The sequence below is a fragment of the Kribbella sp. genome, from assembly GCF_035687465.1.
Lineage (GTDB): Bacteria > Actinomycetota > Actinomycetes > Propionibacteriales > Kribbellaceae > Kribbella.
Map to the genome: position 1 here is coordinate 1 of NZ_DASRXP010000035.1, position 15142 is coordinate 15142.

16 protein-coding genes are annotated in these 15142 nt (G+C 68.2%); 11 read left to right on the forward strand and 5 right to left on the reverse strand.

The window, feature by feature from the left end:
- The coding region (locus tag VFG33_RS01715) for a PadR family transcriptional regulator (RefSeq protein ID WP_325021610.1) at nt 1-224 on the reverse strand (224 nt) is incomplete at its 3' end.
- Between the two features lie 163 nt (nt 225-387).
- Between VFG33_RS01715 and VFG33_RS01720 the strand changes: the two genes are divergently transcribed.
- A complete protein-coding gene (locus VFG33_RS01720; protein ID WP_325021612.1) occupies nt 388-906 on the forward strand; it encodes a GNAT family N-acetyltransferase in 519 nt (172 codons plus the stop codon).
- Here VFG33_RS01720 and VFG33_RS01725 read toward each other — a convergent pair.
- The 4 genes from VFG33_RS01725 to VFG33_RS01740 are packed head-to-tail and all read right to left on the reverse strand — an operon-like array spanning nt 896 to nt 4131.
- Complete coding sequence (locus tag VFG33_RS01725) at nt 896-1648, reverse strand: hypothetical protein (protein WP_325021614.1); 753 nt, start codon at nt 1646-1648, stop codon at nt 896-898. The genes VFG33_RS01720 and VFG33_RS01725 overlap by 11 nt on opposite strands.
- Nucleotides 1645-2166 carry a SigE family RNA polymerase sigma factor gene (locus VFG33_RS01730; RefSeq protein WP_325021616.1) on the reverse strand — a complete coding sequence of 174 codons (522 nt, stop codon included), beginning with the start codon at nt 2164-2166 and terminating at the stop codon, nt 1645-1647. The genes VFG33_RS01725 and VFG33_RS01730 overlap by 4 nt, the downstream gene beginning before the upstream one ends.
- Before the next feature lie 60 nt (nt 2167-2226).
- Nucleotides 2227-2856, reverse strand: coding sequence for an MBL fold metallo-hydrolase (locus VFG33_RS01735; protein WP_325021618.1), 630 nt, complete (start codon nt 2854-2856; stop codon nt 2227-2229).
- Between the two features lie 3 nt (nt 2857-2859).
- Nucleotides 2860-4131, reverse strand: coding sequence for an isochorismate synthase (locus VFG33_RS01740; protein ID WP_325021620.1), 1272 nt, complete (start codon nt 4129-4131; stop codon nt 2860-2862).
- 142 nt (nt 4132-4273) lie between these two features.
- On the opposite strand from VFG33_RS01740, the gene VFG33_RS01745 reads away from it, so the two are divergent.
- The 10 genes from VFG33_RS01745 to nuoH form a co-directional block, all read left to right on the forward strand.
- Nucleotides 4274-5023 (forward strand): demethylmenaquinone methyltransferase, encoded by a 750-nt coding sequence (locus VFG33_RS01745; RefSeq protein ID WP_325021623.1) that lies wholly within the window; start codon nt 4274-4276, stop codon nt 5021-5023.
- Nucleotides 5024-5369: 346 nt separating this feature from the next.
- Nucleotides 5370-6683: a geranylgeranyl reductase family protein gene (locus VFG33_RS01750; protein WP_325021625.1), complete on the forward strand. Its 1314-nt coding sequence runs from the start codon at nt 5370-5372 to the stop codon at nt 6681-6683.
- 121 nt (nt 6684-6804) lie between these two features.
- The gene (locus VFG33_RS01755; RefSeq protein ID WP_325021627.1) at nt 6805-7164 is read left to right on the forward strand and encodes an NADH-quinone oxidoreductase subunit A; all 360 of its coding nucleotides are present in this window, start codon (nt 6805-6807) and stop codon (nt 7162-7164) included.
- 3 nt (nt 7165-7167) lie between these two features.
- The gene (locus VFG33_RS01760; RefSeq protein ID WP_325021629.1) at nt 7168-7722 is read left to right on the forward strand and encodes a NuoB/complex I 20 kDa subunit family protein; all 555 of its coding nucleotides are present in this window, start codon (nt 7168-7170) and stop codon (nt 7720-7722) included.
- Entirely contained in the window at nt 7719-8426 is a 708-nt protein-coding gene (locus VFG33_RS01765) for an NADH-quinone oxidoreductase subunit C (RefSeq protein WP_325021631.1), read from the forward strand. Before VFG33_RS01760 ends, VFG33_RS01765 begins: the two co-directional genes overlap by 4 nt.
- Nucleotides 8426-9763, forward strand: a complete 1338-nt coding sequence (locus VFG33_RS01770) for an NADH-quinone oxidoreductase subunit D (RefSeq protein WP_325021633.1) — start codon at nt 8426-8428, stop codon at nt 9761-9763. The genes VFG33_RS01765 and VFG33_RS01770 overlap by 1 nt, the downstream gene beginning before the upstream one ends.
- Nucleotides 9764-10474 carry an NADH-quinone oxidoreductase subunit NuoE gene (nuoE, locus tag VFG33_RS01775; protein WP_325021635.1) on the forward strand — a complete coding sequence of 237 codons (711 nt, stop codon included), beginning with the start codon at nt 9764-9766 and terminating at the stop codon, nt 10472-10474.
- 2 nt (nt 10475-10476) lie between these two features.
- Entirely contained in the window at nt 10477-11778 is a 1302-nt protein-coding gene (gene nuoF / locus VFG33_RS01780; protein ID WP_325021637.1) for an NADH-quinone oxidoreductase subunit NuoF, read from the forward strand.
- Nucleotides 11775-14204, forward strand: a complete 2430-nt coding sequence (locus VFG33_RS01785; RefSeq protein ID WP_325021639.1) for an NADH-quinone oxidoreductase subunit G — start codon at nt 11775-11777, stop codon at nt 14202-14204. Before nuoF ends, VFG33_RS01785 begins: the two co-directional genes overlap by 4 nt.
- Nucleotides 14201-15142, forward strand: a 942-nt coding sequence (nuoH, locus tag VFG33_RS01790) for an NADH-quinone oxidoreductase subunit NuoH (protein ID WP_325021641.1), incomplete at its 3' end; no start/stop codon positions are given. The genes VFG33_RS01785 and nuoH, both read left to right, overlap by 4 nt.

Consider the following 15142-nt stretch of genomic DNA (forward strand, 5'->3'; position numbering starts at 1 on the left):
GTCAGCTTGTACGACGTCCGTCCGGGCTTGTTGCCGGCGTCTTCCTCGAGCTCCTGCAGATACCCGTGTTTGGCCAGCGTCCTCAGGCCGGTGTAGATCGAGCCCGGGTTGATGTTGGCCCACTGCTGCACGTTCCAGGTGAGCAGCTCCCGGCGCAGCTGGTATCCATAGGCCGGCTGGAAGATCCGCACGACCCCGAGCAGCAGCAACCGCGTGGTGGACATGGTCGCAGTGTAAATCGCGCGACGCCCGGACGCCCTGAGGCTAGCTTGGACGTCATGACCACCCGGGTGACCAGCGACGCGGCCGAGTTCCAGGCGATGGTGTTTCCCTTCCTGCAAAGGGATCCGGTCCTGAACACGCTCATCCTCAGCAACGTCGCGGAGCGTGCGAACGACACCTTTCGCGGATCGTTGGGCCGAACGCTTCGGTACCACCGCGACCGCGGGAAGGAGCTCCAGGCTGCACAAGCTGGTGGAGCTGGTCCGGCCGGCGGTGCACGGCGTACCGAGGCAGGTAGCTGCAGCGGATGTCGAGCTGGCGGCGGACTGGGTTGCTGTCGATTTCGGGGACGATCTCGGAGATGCCACCGAGGAGTGGACGCGGAGGCATGTGGACAGGGGCACCCTGTGGTTCTGGGAGGCCGACGGCGTGCCCGTGAGCATGGTCGGGCACCGGCTCCCGACCTTCGGCGTCTCCCGCATCGGACCCGTCTACACGCCGGACGAGCACCGTCGGCACGGGTACGCCAGCGCGCTGACCGCCCACGTCACCGGGCTGATCCTGGACCAGGGCAATCAGGCCTGCCTCTACACCGACCTGGCCAACCCGACGTCCAACAAAATCTACGCCCAGCTCGGCTACGTCCCCGTCGCCGACTTCATCGACCTGGAGGTCAGGGCTTGATCGTGATCTGGAGTGCGATCTCGAGTACCCGGTCCAGCGAGAGCGGTGCGTCGGGCGCCTGAGAGCCCTTCGGGCGGTAGGCGGCGCTGCTGACGGTCACGCCGGTGCCGTCGGGCTTGGCCAGTGTCACCTCATAGGCGTGGCCGATGGTGCTGGGCACGATGTAGGTCCGGAGGTAGGCAGTCGATCCGTCCGGGAGCTTCTCGATCCGGGTGCAGGGCTCGAAGCCGGTCAGACTCTTGCAGGCCCGCCACTCGCCCTTCGAGGCGACAACGACGGACACGGTCACCTGGCCGCCGCCCTGACCTTCATAGATCAGGTCCGTCCCGGCGTGGATGCTGCGCTTGTCGCCGCGCCGCATCTCCATGTCGAACTGCCGGGCCCCCTCCAGCTGAGCCAGTTCAGGGATCAGCCTCCCCACCTCGGCGAGAAGCGCCTTGGAGGTCTCCGTCGACCTGACGGCCTCCTCGCCGGGAAGCCTGATGGTGCTGGGTGTCACCGGGCTGACCGACGGCGTCGCGGCTACCGCCGGGGCGTCGGTCCCGGGGCTCGGACGCAAGGTCAGCACGCCTCCGACGAGGACTGCCGGTACGGCGATCCCGGCCGTGCAGAGTGCGGCGGTCAGGCGACGGCGGTGGCGTCGCCTGCCAAGCTGGATCTGGCGGTCGACGTCGATGTCCACCGGGGATGGCTGGTCCGCCAGGTCGGCCAGCAGGGTGTGGATCTGGAACTTCTCGGTCATGGCGCCTCCTCGTACTCGGTTCGAGTGGTGACGCCGGCCGGCAGCAACCGGCGGATCGAGTCCAGCGCGCGAGAGGTCAACGTCTTCACCGCGCCTTCGCTGCAGCCCAGGACGCCGGCGGTCTGCTCGACGGACAGGTCGTCATAGAACCTGAGTACGAGTACTGCGCGCTGCCGCGCCGGCATCTGGGCGAGGAGACGACGAAGATCGGTGCGATGGTCGGCAGGGTCGGTAGGCAGTCCCGCCGTGGCCTCCGGGAGCACGTCGGTCGGGTGCTCCCGGCGCCACGGCCGACGGTTCTCGTCCAGCCAGACGCGCACCACGATGCGCCGTACGTAGGCGTCGAGATGCTCCACCTCGCGGGCCTTGCGCCACGAGCCGTAGAGCTTCAGGACTGCTGTCGAGACCACGTCCTCGGCCCGGTGCCAGTCGCCGGACAGCAGGTAGGCGGTCCGGAGCAGTGCCGCCTTCCGGGCGACGACGTACTCCCTGAACGCCTCCTGATCTTCGGCCTTCATCCGGTCCCCCTCTTCGTTCCTCTACCGACTAGACGGAACGGAGGGGCCGGGAGGTTACGGTCAGCCGACCTCGACCGAGTCGCCCGGGGGGACGCTGAGGTAGGGCCGCTCGTCGGAGTTGAGGAAGCGCTGCATCATGCCCTGGCCGATCGGGCTGAGCAGGGCCTCGTGGATACCGAGGGTCTGCTGCGCATTGATGGCGCGGGCGTACTCGACGGCCGGCGGCAGGGAGAACCAGGGGCCCGAGATCGGTACCAGGTTGGTGTGCACCTTGCGGTCCGGCTGGGTGAACGAGTCGCCCGGGTGGTAGACCGCGTCCTCGATCAGGTAGCCGACGTTGTCGCACGGAACGCCCAGCTCCGGCAGGATGATCGCGTGATCCTTGCCATAGGCACGGACCGCGAAACCGGCCGCCTCGAAGGCCTGGCCGTCCTCGACCACGGTGATCCGCTCGTCCAGCTGGGGGGCCTGCTCGGCCAGCTGCGCGGCGACCCCGGCAGTGGTCCAGATCGGCAGGTCCAGCCCCTTGATCCGCTCGACGTCGAGGTGGTCCTGGTGCTCGTGCGTGACCAGGATCGCGTCGGCGCCGGAGAACGCCTCGTCCTCGGAGAAGGTGCCTGGATCGACCAGCAGCACCTTTCCGTCCTTCTCCAGCCGGACACAGGCGTGCGTGTACTTGGTGAGCTTCACTTGTCAGTCTCCCAGTGCGTCTCTCATCGGAACCAGCTTGGCGTTCGTCTCGGCCAGCTCGGCTTCGGGATCGGAACCGGCGACGATGCCGGCGCCGGCGAACAGACGCATCCGGGTCGGGTCGAACGGATCGGCCTGGCCGCAGCGAAGTGCGATGCACCACTCGCCGTCACCGGCCGCGTCCATCCATCCGACGGGTCCGGAGAAGCGGCCGCGGGACATCCCCTCGCTCTCGCCGATCAGGTCGCGGGCGACGTTGGTCGGCGTACCGCAGACTGCCGCGGACGGATGCAGAGCGGCGGCGAGGCCGAGCGCGGAGGCGCCGTTGGCGGCGACGCCGGCCACGTCTGAGGCGAGGTGCATCACGTTCGGAAGGTGCAGCACGAAAGGGGTCTCCGGCACGTTCATCGACTTGCAGTGCGACTTCAATGCGTCTGCTACCGAGCGTACTGCGAACTCGTGCTCCTCCAAGTCCTTGCTGGACCGGGCCAGCGATGCGGCCAGCGCCAGGTCGTGCGCGTCGTCCCCGGTACGGCGGATCGTGCCGGCCAGCACCCTCGAGGTGATCAGCCCCTTCTCCCGGCGGACCAGCAGCTCCGGGGTCGCGCCGATCAGCCCGTCCACGGAGAACGTCCAGCAGTTCGGGTACGCCGCGGCCAGTTGCCGCAAGGGCCAGCGCAGATCGATCGGGCGGGACGCCATCGCGATCAGGTCGCGGGCCAGCACCACCTTGTCGAGCTCGCCACTGGTGATCCGGGTCACCGCGTCGGCGACGATCCCGGACCAGGCGGTGCCGGAGCGGGCGCCGTCGGCGAAGGCGACCTCGCCGACCGGTTCCGGCTCGTACCGCACCAGTTCCGGGGGAGTGGCCAGGGAGCTGGCCGGTGAGATCGTCGTCACCCAGGTGGTGCCGCCGCGGCGGCCGACGATCACCTCGGGGACGACGAGCTCGCTCGGATCGTCGTCGGTGAAGCCGAAGGAACCGAAGCAGAGCAGGCCGGAGCCGGGTACGCCGACCTCGTCGCGGACCACGGCGGCGGCGACCAGCGCCTTCCACCAGGCCTGTGCCTCGTCGAACCTGTTGCTACCGGCAACGTCGAGCCGGGCGGCGACGCCCCAGCCGACGTGGCCGTCGCCGCGCCGTACCCAGGCGAGACCGCCGGTCTCCGGCAGATGGTCCATCAGCCGGTCCGAGACCCCGTCGACGGGCTGGCTGCGGATCACCAGGTGCGGGGCGGGCTGATGACCGGGTCGGACCGGGTCAGACAGACTCACGGCAACACTCCTCGCTCGCGCTCCGGCCCCGGGTCGCGATGGCCGGCCGGCTCATTGGAGATGCACTCACGGCATGCAAGCGTATGCCTGCCCTGTGTCCAGCGAATTTCGGCGCCTGCCGTACGCGTGATGAACTAGACAGGTGACCCGCGCAGACCTGACCAAACAGCCTGAGGCTGTCGCAGCGATGTTCGACAACGTGGCCGAGGGCTACGACCGGACCAATGCGGTCGCCACGATGGGGCTGGAGAAGCTGCACTGGCGGCCGCAGACGCTGGCCGAGATCGCGCCGCGCAAGGGAATGACCATCCTCGACCTGGCGGCCGGCACGGGCGCGTCCAGCGTGAAACTGCGCGAGGCCGGGGCCGAGGTGGTGTCGTGCGACTTCTCGGTCGGGATGCTCCGGGTCGGCAAGCGCCGGTACCCCGAGCTCGACCTGATCGCGGGGGACGCGCTGCGGCTGCCGTTCGCGGACGAGACCTTCGACGTGGTCACCATCTCCTGGGCCCTGCGGAACGTGAACGACGTCACGGTCGCGCTGGGAGAGATGCTCCGGGTGACGAAGCCCGGTGGCCGGCTGGTCGTGCTGGAGAACTCGCATCCGACCTGGAAGCCGTTCCGGGTGGCCTACCTCGAGTACATGATGCGCGCGGTCCCCGTGGTGGCGAAGGCGGTCTCGACGAACCCCGACGCCTACGAGTACCTCGCCGAGTCGGTGCGCGCCTGGCCCGCGCAGGAGCCACTCGCCCGCACCATCGAGGCGTCCGGGTGGACCCATGTGCAGTGGCGCAACCTGAGCGGCGGCCTGGTAGCCATTCACCGCGGCGTAAAGGCCCGCCCCGACGCGGTAGGGGCAAAACAGCCTCAGCCACCGCGGCGAGAACCCGCCTGATCATTCGCCCCTTTTTCACCCTCAGGTCGGCGGGTCAGGTGCAGGCTGCGCAGCGGTGAAAAAGGGGCGAATGATCAGGCGGGTTCCCCGGGTGCCCCGCTGGGGTTGTTTGCCCGTGACGGCCGGGGGCTAGGGTTGTCTGGGGAGACCAGCTGTGGCACTGGTATGTAGTACGGACAGCACTTAATTACGCAAGGCAAGACAAGCGTAAATGCCCTGTGGGCAAGGGATTGTGGGCCGGTTTCGCGTCGCTGTCAGCCAGTCCTAGACTGTCGGATGACCAGGGTTCGTGAATCCCTTCACGAACCTCGGTGCCCGTAGAACCCAACCTCCAGGCCGGGATGAGATGAGTCAGAACGCGTCGGCACGGCAGCAGGCCGAGACCGCGGATGTGATCGTCGTCGGTGCCGGGCCCGCCGGGTCCTCCGCCGCCTATCATCTGGCCAACGCCGGGCTCGACGTGCTGTTGCTGGAGAAGACCGCGTTCCCGCGGGAGAAGGTCTGCGGCGACGGTCTGACGCCGCGCGGCACCAAACAGCTGATCAACATGGGCATCGACATCTCGCGCGAGGCCGGCTGGATCCAGAACTACGGCCTGCGCATCCAGGGAGCCGGGCACGTCCTGCAGCTGGACTGGCCGGACCTGAGCAGCCACCCGAACTACGGCCTGACCCGCAACCGGATGGACTTCGACGACCTGCTCGCCCAGCAGGCGGTGAAGGCCGGCGCCCAACTGCGGGAGCGGACCAACGTGACCGCCCCGATCCTGGACGACCGGGGCTTCATCGTCGGCGTCACCGCGAAGCCGGTGGACGACAACGGCCGCCGCGCCGGCGCCGACGTGGAGTTCCGGGCGCCGCTGGTGATGGCCGCCGACGGCAACTCCTCGCGGCTCAGCGTCTCGATGGGCCTGCACAAGCGCGACGACCGCCCGATGGGTGTCGCCGTCCGCACCTACTTCACCAGTCCGCGCCACGACGACGACTACCTCGAGTCGTGGCTGGAACTGTGGGCCGACGACCCGCAGCAGCCCGGCCAGCGCAACCTGCTGCCCGGCTACGGCTGGATCTTCGGGATGGGCGACGGCACGGTCAACGTCGGCCTCGGCATCCTGAACACCTCGGACGCCTTCGGCAAGGTGGACTACTCCGACCTGCTGAAGGCCTGGCTGAAGAACACGCCGGAGGAGTGGCAGTTCCGCGACGAGTTCCAGACCATCCCGATCCGGGGCGCCGCACTGCCGATGGGCTTCAACCGCCAGCCGCACTACACCCGCGGCCTGATGCTGCTGGGTGACGCCGGCGGCATGGTCAACCCGTTCAACGGCGAGGGCATCCCGTACGCGATGGAGTCGGGCGCGTTCGCAGCCGAGGTTGCCTCGCAGGCACTGCGCCGGCAGCCGAACCAGCGCGAGCGGGCGCTGACGGCGTACCCGAAGGCGCTGAAGCAGGAGTACGGCGGCTATTACACACTCGGCCGGATCTTCGTGAAGCTGATCGGAAATCCGGAGGTGATGCGGCTCTGCACGAAGTACGGTCTGCCGCGCACCACCTTGATGAAGTTCACCCTGAAGTTGCTGGCCAACCTCACCGACCCGCGCGACGGCGACGTGATGGACAAGATCATCAACGGCCTTACCAAGGTCGCCCCGGCCGCCTGAAACCGGCGGGGCGAGTGACGTGAGCCACAGCGGTACTGATAACACAGTGCTGACTCAGCACGCACTGAAATAGCACGACACCGAATCGGCAGACGGACGCAGAAGGAGGGAGCAGCTCACGATGCACCCTTACGTACCGATCCTCATCCTCGGTGTGCTCGCGACGATCTTTGTGGCGGGCACCTTGGTGACGAGCGCGCTGGTCGGCCCGAAACGCTACAACCGGGCCAAGCTCGACTCGTACGAGTGCGGGATCGAGCCGACCCCGCAGCCGGTCGGTGGTGGGCGCTTCCCGGTGAAGTACTACATCACCGCGATGCTCTTCATCGTGTTCGACATCGAGATCATCTTCCTCTACCCGTGGGCGGTGGCCTTCGACCAGATGGCGCTGTTCGGGTTGATCGAGATGGTCATCTTCATCGTTACCGTCTTCATCGCGTACGCCTACGTGTGGCGCCGCGGTGGACTGGAGTGGGACTGACCTATGGGTGTTGAGGAACAGCTTCCGGCCGGCGTACTGCTGACCACGATCGAGGGCCTGTCCGGCTACATGCGGAAGGCGTCGTTGTGGCCGGCAACCTTCGGGCTGGCCTGCTGCGCGATCGAGATGATGACCACCGGAGCGCCCCGCTACGACGCGGCGCGGTTCGGCATGGAGGTCTTCCGGGCATCACCCCGGCAGGCCGACCTGATGATCGTGGCCGGCCGGGTGAGCCAGAAGATGGCCCCGGTCCTGCGCCAGATCTACGACCAGATGCCGAACCCGAAGTGGGTGCTGGCGATGGGTGTCTGCGCCTCGTCCGGCGGCATGTTCAACAACTACGCCATCGTGCAGGGCGTGGACCACGTCGTCCCCGTCGACATGTACCTGCCCGGCTGTCCGCCGCGGCCGGAGATGCTGATGGACGCGTTCCTCAAGCTGCACGACGGAATCCAGCACGGCAAGCTCGGCGCGAACAAGAAGGCCTTGCAGGCCGAGCAGGAGGCAGCGGCTCTGACCGCCGCGCCGACGCTCGAGATGAAGGGGCTGCTTCGGTGAGTGACACCCAACCGGAGAATCTTCCGGCGACGACGGCGGCCGGCGACGCTCAGACGTCGGCAGCGGAGGTGGTCGACCAGCGCGAGGGCATGTTCGGGGTCCGCGGCACCGGCGACACCTCCGGCTTCGGCGGCCTGCGCCGCCAGGTCGCGCTGCCGGGCGGTACACCCAAGCCGTACGGCTCCTGGTTCGACGGCGCCACCGAACGGCTGGAAAGCCTGGTCGGGGACGGCGCGATCGAGAAGGTCGTGGTCGACCGCGGCGAGCTGACCCTGCACATCCAGCGCGAACGGCTGGTCGAGGTCGCGCAGCACATCCGCGACGACGAGGGACTGCGGTTCGAGTTCTGCTCCGGCGTCAGCGGCGTGCACTACCCGCACGAGACCGACCGCGAACTGCACGCGGTCTACCACCTGCTGTCGATCACGCACAACCGGCGGATCCGGCTGGAGGTCTCCTGCCCCGACGCCGACCCGCACATCCCGTCGATCGTCTCGGTCTACCCGGCGAACGACTGGCACGAGCGGGAGACCTGGGACTTCTTCGGCATCATCTTCGACGGACACCCGGCGCTGACCCGGATCCAGATGCCGGACGACTGGCCGGGCCACCCGCAGCGCAAGGACTACCCGCTCGGCGGCATCGACGTCGAGTACAAGGGCGCCGTCATCCCGCCGCCCGACACGCGGAGGTCTTACAACTGATGACCACTACAGACCCGTACGCGACCACTCGCGACACCACCGAGGGCAAAGTCTTCACGGTCACCGGCCAGGACTGGGACTCGGTCGTGGCCGGCCTGGGCGACGAGCCCGAAGAGCGCATCGTCGTCAACATGGGCCCACAGCACCCGTCCACCCACGGCGTGCTCCGGCTGATCCTCGAGATCGAGGGTGAGACGGTGACCGAGGCCCGCTGCGGCATCGGCTACCTGCACACCGGTATCGAGAAGAACATGGAGTTCCGCAACTGGACGCAGGGCGTCACGTTCTGCACCCGGATGGACTACCTGTCGCCGTTCTACAACGAGGCGGCGTACAGCCTGGCGGTCGAGCGGCTGCTCGGGATCGAGGACCAGATCCCGGAGAAGGCCAGCGTGATGCGGGTGCTCCTGATGGAGCTGAACCGGATCTCCAGCCACCTGGTCGCGATCGCCACCGGTGGGATGGAGATCGGCGCGCTGACCGTGATGACGATCGGCTTCCGCGAGCGGGAGATGACGCTGGACCTGTTCGAGCTGATCACCGGGCTGCGGATGAACCACGCGTTCATCCGGCCGGGTGGCGTCGCCCAGGACCTGCCGCCGGGCGCGCTGGACAAGATCCGGGACTACATCACCTGGATGAACAAGCACCTGCCCGAGTACGCCGAACTGTGCAACGCGAACCCGATCTTCAAGGCCCGGCTGCAGAAGGTCGGCTACCTCGACCTGACCGGCTGCATGGCCCTCGGCATCTCCGGTCCGCCGCTGCGCGCCACCGGCTACGGCCTGGACCTGCGCAAGACCCAGCCGTACTGCGGGTACGAGACCTACGACTTCGACGTGGTGACCTGGGACACGGCGGACTCGTACGGACGGTTCCGGATCCGGCTGCAGGAGATGCACGAGTCCCTGAAGATCGTCGAGCAGTGTGCGGACCGCCTCGCCAAGATGGAGGGCGAGCCGGTGATGGTGGCCGACAAGAAGATCGGCTGGCCGAGCCAGCTGGCCGTCGGCAACGACGGGATGGGCAACTCGCTCGACCACATCAAGCACATCATGGGCGAGTCGATGGAAGCACTGATCCATCACTTCAAGCTGGTCACCGAAGGGTTCCGGGTGCCGGTCGGCCAGGCCTACGTGGCGGTCGAGTCGCCGCGCGGCGAGCTGGGCTGCCACCTGGTCTCCGACGGCGGCACCAAGCCGTACCGGGCGCACTTCCGTGACCCGTCGTTCGCAAACCTGCAGGCGATGCCGATCCTGTGCGAAGGCGCACAGGTGGCCGACGTGATCGTCGCCGTCGCCAGCCTCGATCCGGTGATGGGTGGAGTGGACCGCTAAATGGCCGAGAACCACACGACTGCGACCAACGTGACCGTGCCGTACAGCACCGGCGAGTCGAAGATCACCGAATCGACGATCGCCGAGATGCGCGAGCTGGCCGCCCGCTACCCGGTCGGCCGTTCGGCCCTGCTGCCGATGCTGCACCTGGTGCAGTCGGTCGAGGGCCGGGTCACCCCGGAGGGCATCGAGGCCTGTGCCGAGGTGCTCGAGCTGACCGGTGCCGAGGTGTCGGCGGTGGCGACCTTCTACACGATGTACAAGCGCCGCCCGGTCGGCGACTACCACGTCGGGGTCTGCACCAACACGCTCTGCGCCATCATGGGCGGCGACCTGATCTTCGAGCGGCTCAAGCAGCACCTCGAGGTCGGCAACGACGAGACCACCGAGGACGGCAAGATCACCCTCGAGCACCTCGAGTGCAACGCCGCCTGCGACTACGCGCCGGTAATGATGGTGAACTGGGAGTTCTTCGACGACATGACGCCGGAGTCGGCCACGCAGTTGGTGGACGACCTGCGGGACGGTAACGAGGTGAAGTCGCCGCGCGGTGCCACCATCTGCACCTGGAAGGAAGCCGAGCGCGTCCTGGCCGGCTTCCCCGACGGCCGCGCCGACGAGGGACCGACCGGTGGCAAGGCCACGCTGGCCGGACTGCGGCTCGCCCGCGAGCGCAACTGGACCGCTCCCGACAGCCGTAAGGAGGACTGATCGTGCTTACTCCGGTGCTGTCCGACAACTGGGACCAGATCCGCGCGTGGCAGCTGGCGTCGTACCAGCGGTCCGGCGGCTATGACGCGCTGCGGACCGCGCTGCGGATGCAGCCGGCCGATGTCGTCACCGCGGTGAAGGACTCGGGCCTGCGCGGCCGTGGCGGTGCGGGCTTCCCGACCGGCATGAAGTGGTCCTTCATCCCGCAGGACAACCCCAAGCCGAAGTACCTGGTGGTGAACGCGGACGAGTCCGAGCCGGGCACCTGCAAGGACATCCCGCTGATGCTCGCCTCGCCGCACACGCTGGTCGAGGGCGTCATCATCTCGGCCTATGCGATCCGCGCGAACACCGCTTTCATCTACGTCCGCGGTGAGGTGCTGCACGTCGTCCGGCGGCTGCAGCAGGCCGTCGCGGAGGCGAGGGAGGCCGGCTTCATCGGCGCGAACATCCTCGGCAGCGGCTACGACCTGGACGTCATCGTGCACGCCGGCGCCGGCGCCTACATCTGCGGCGAGGAGACGGCACTGCTCGACTCGCTGGAGGGCCGTCGCGGTCAACCCCGGCTGCGTCCTCCCTTCCCGGCCGTGGCCGGTCTGTACGGCTGCCCCACTGTGATCAACAACGTCGAGTCGATCGCATCGGTTCCCTCCATCATCAAGAACGGCGCGGACTGGTTCGCCTCGATGGGCACCGAGAAGTCCAAGGGCCCGACCCTGTACTCGCTGTCCGGGCACGTCGCCCGGCCCGGCCAGTACGAGGCGCCGATGGGCATCACCCTGCGCGAACTGCTCGAGCTGGGTGGCGGCGTCCGCGAGGGTCACGAGCTGAAGTTCTGGACGCCCGGCGGCTCGTCGACACCGCTGCTGACGGCCGAGCACCTCGACATCCCGCTGGACTACGAGGGTGTCGCCGGGGCCGGTTCGCTGCTCGGTACCAAGGCGCTGCAGATCTTCGACGACACCACCTGCGTGGTCCGGTCGGTACTGCGCTGGACCGAGTTCTACAAGCACGAGTCCTGCGGCAAGTGCACGCCGTGTCGTGAGGGCACCTGGTGGCTCGTCCAGATCCTGGAGCGGCTGGAGGCCGGCAAGGGCACCGAGGAGGACCTCGACACCCTGCTGGACCTGTGCGAGAACATCACCGGCCGGGCCTTCTGCGCCCTGGCCGACGGTGCGACCGCGCCGATCACCAGCTCGATCCAGCACTTCAAGGACGAGTACATCGCCCACTTCACGAACGGTGGCTGCCCGTTCGACCCGATGGCCTCCACCCTCTTCGCGACCGCTGGAGCAAGCGCATGACCATCCAAGCGAACCCGCCGGCAGGGGGCCAGGTCGAGAAGGTGGACCTGGTCACCGTCACCATCGACGACATCGAGGTGAAGGTCCCGAAGAACACCCTGGTGATCCGGGCCGCGGAGCAGGTCGGGATCCAGATCCCGCGGTTCTGCGACCACCCGCTGCTCGACCCGGTCGGCGCCTGCCGCCAGTGCCTGGTCGAGATCCCCGACGCCGGCAACGGCCGCGGGATGCCGAAGCCGCAGGCCTCCTGCACGATCACCGTCGCCGACGGCATGGTCGTCCGCACCCAGGTGAGCTCGCCGGTCGCGAACAAGGCCCAGCACGGGAACATGGAGTTCCTGCTGATCAACCACCCGCTGGACTGCCCGGTCTGCGACAAGGGCGGCGAGTGCCCGCTGCAGAACCAGGCGATGACGAACGGTGGCGGTGAGTCCCGCTTCCACGAGGTCAAGCGGACCTTCCCGAAGCCGATCAACATCTCCGCCGAGGTGCTGCTGGACCGCGAGCGCTGCATCCTCTGCGCCCGCTGCACCCGGTTCTCCGAGCAGATCGCCGGTGACCCGTTCATCGCGCTGATCGAGCGGGGTGCGCTGCAGCAGGTCGGCATCTACGAGAAGGAGCCGTTCGAGAGCTACTTCTCCGGCAACACGATCCAGATCTGCCCGGTCGGCGCGCTCACCAGCGCGGCGTACCGGTTCCGGTCCCGGCCGTTCGACCTGGTCTCGGTGCCGACGGTGGCCGAGCACGATGCCTCCGGTGCGGCGATCCGGGCCGACTACCGGCGCGGCAAGGTGATGCGCCGGCTGGCCGGTGACGACCCCGCGGTGAACGAGGAGTGGATCTCCGACCGGGACCGGTTCGCGTTCAACTACGCGAGCACCGGTGACCGGCTGACCCACCCGCAGATCCGGGAGAACGGCGAACTGCGGCCCGCCTCGTGGCCGGAGGCACTGACCTTCGCGGCCGAGAGGCTGACCGCGGCGCGCGGCAACGCCGCAGTACTGACCGGTGGGCGGCTGACGCTCGAGGACGCCTACGCGTACTCGAAGTTCGCCCGGGTCGCGCTCGGCACCAACGACATCGACTTCCGGGCCCGGCCGCACTCGGAGGAGGAGGGCGACTTCCTCGCCGCCGCGGTGGCGGGCACCGGACTCGGTACGACTTTCGCCGACCTCGAGCGAGCGGGATCCGTGCTGCTGGTCGGGTTCGAGCCGGAGGAGGAGTCCCCGGCGGTCTTCCTGCGGCTGCGCAAGGGCGTCCGCAAGGTCGGCACCAAGGTGTTCACCGTGGCGGCGTTCGCGTCGCGCGGAGTGGAGAAGCTTGACGGTGTGGTCGTCCAGACCTCGCCGGGCACCGAAGCCGCAGTACTGGGTGATCTCGGGAACATGGGCGAGGCCGGCGCCGCGGCGCGGGCAACCCTCGGATCCGACTCGATCATCCTCGTGGGCGAGCGCCTCGCGACCGCGCCGGGCGCCTACTCGGCGGCACTGCGACTGGCTCTCGACACCGGTGCCCAGCTGGCCTGGATCCCGCGTCGTGCGGGTGACCGCGGTGCGCTGGAGGCAGGCTGCCTGCCGGCGCTGCTGCCGGGTGGCCGCCTCGTCACGGACGCGGCCGCACGGGTCGACCTGCAGGCCGCGTGGGGTGTCGAGAACCTTCCGGGCACGGTCGGCAAGGACACCAGTGAGATCCTCGCGGCGGCGGGTTCGCTGCAGGCGCTGGTGGTCGCGGGGGTCGAGATCGACGACCTGCCCGATCCGGAGGTCGCACTGGCCGCGCTCGAGGCCGCGCCGTTCGTGGTCAGCTTCGAGGTCCGGAACTCCCAGGTCACCGAGCACGCCGACGTCGTCTTCCCGGTGGTTCCGCCGGCGGAGAAGGACGGCACCTTCGTCAACTGGGAGGGTCGCGAGCGGCCGTTCCCGGTGGTGCTGAAGGTGCAGGCGCCGATGCCGGATGTCCGGGCCCTGGCCGCCCTGGCGCAGGAGATGGACCGGCCGCTCGGCTTCAGTACGACGGCCGGAGCCAAGCGCGAGTTCGACGAGCTCGGCCGCTGGGACGGCGACCGGGCCGGCGAACCGACGTACCAGGCCGGTCCGGCGCTGGGCGCGTTCGACTCGACCCGGCTGGCGACCTGGCGGATGCTGATCGACGACAGCCGCAGCAACGACGGCGAACCACATCTGGTCGCGACCGCGCGGCGTCCGATCGCCCGCCTGTCGCTGACCACGGCGCGCCGGATCGGCGTACAGGATGGTGACGAGCTGGTGGTCAGCACCGACGCCGGCTCGATCCGGCTGCCGGTCCTGGTCACCCCGATGACCGACAACGTGGTCTGGCTGCCGACCAACTCGGCCGACTCGCACGTGCGCCGGTCGCTGCACGCAGACCATGGCTCGATCGTGACGATCGCCGGAGGGAACGCATGAAGATGATCGCGCTGGCTGTGCCGGACGCCGGGGTCGGCAACGACCCCTGGTGGGTGGTGCTGATCAAGGTGCTGCTGGTCTTCGTCTTCCTGATCGTGCTGACGCTGTTCAACATCTGGTTCGAGCGGCGCGTGGTGGCCTACATGCAGAACCGGATCGGGCCGAACGTGCACGGCCCGTTCGGTCTGCTCCAGTCGCTGGCCGACGGTATGAAGCTGATGTTCAAGGAAGACATCATGCCGAAGGGCGTGGACAAGTTCGTCTACGTCGCGGCGCCGGTGATCGTGTCGATCCCGGCCTTCCTGACCTTCGCGGTGATCCCGTTCGGGCCGACGGTGAAGATCCCGTTCACGGACACCTACACCCGGCTGCAGCTCACCGACCTGCCGGTCTCGGTGCTGTATGTGATGGCGATCGCCTCGATCGGCATCTACGGCATCGTGCTCGGCGGCTGGTCGTCGAACTCGACCTACTCGCTGCTCGGCGGCCTGCGCTCGAGCGCGCAGATGATCTCGTACGAGGTCGCGATGGGCCTCGCCCTGGTGACGGTGTTCCTGTTCGCCGGCTCGATGTCCACCTCGGAGATCGTCGCGGCGCAGGGCTCGCACCAGTCGATCAACCTGTTCGGGGCGGACATCCCGATCCCGGGCTGGTACGCGTTCCTGTTGTTCCCGTCCTTCGTGATCTATGTGATCTCGATGATCGGCGAGACCAACCGGGCGCCGTTCGACCTGCCCGAGGCCGAGGGTGAGCTGGTCGCCGGCTTCGCCACCGAATACTCCTCGATGCGCTACGCCATGTTCTTCATGGCCGAATACATGAACATGATCACGGTCTCGGCGCTGGCCACGACGATGTTCCTCGGCGGCTACAAGGCACCGCTCCCGTTCAACCTGATCCTGCCCGGCCCCGATGGCGTCGGCATGCTGGATCAGGGC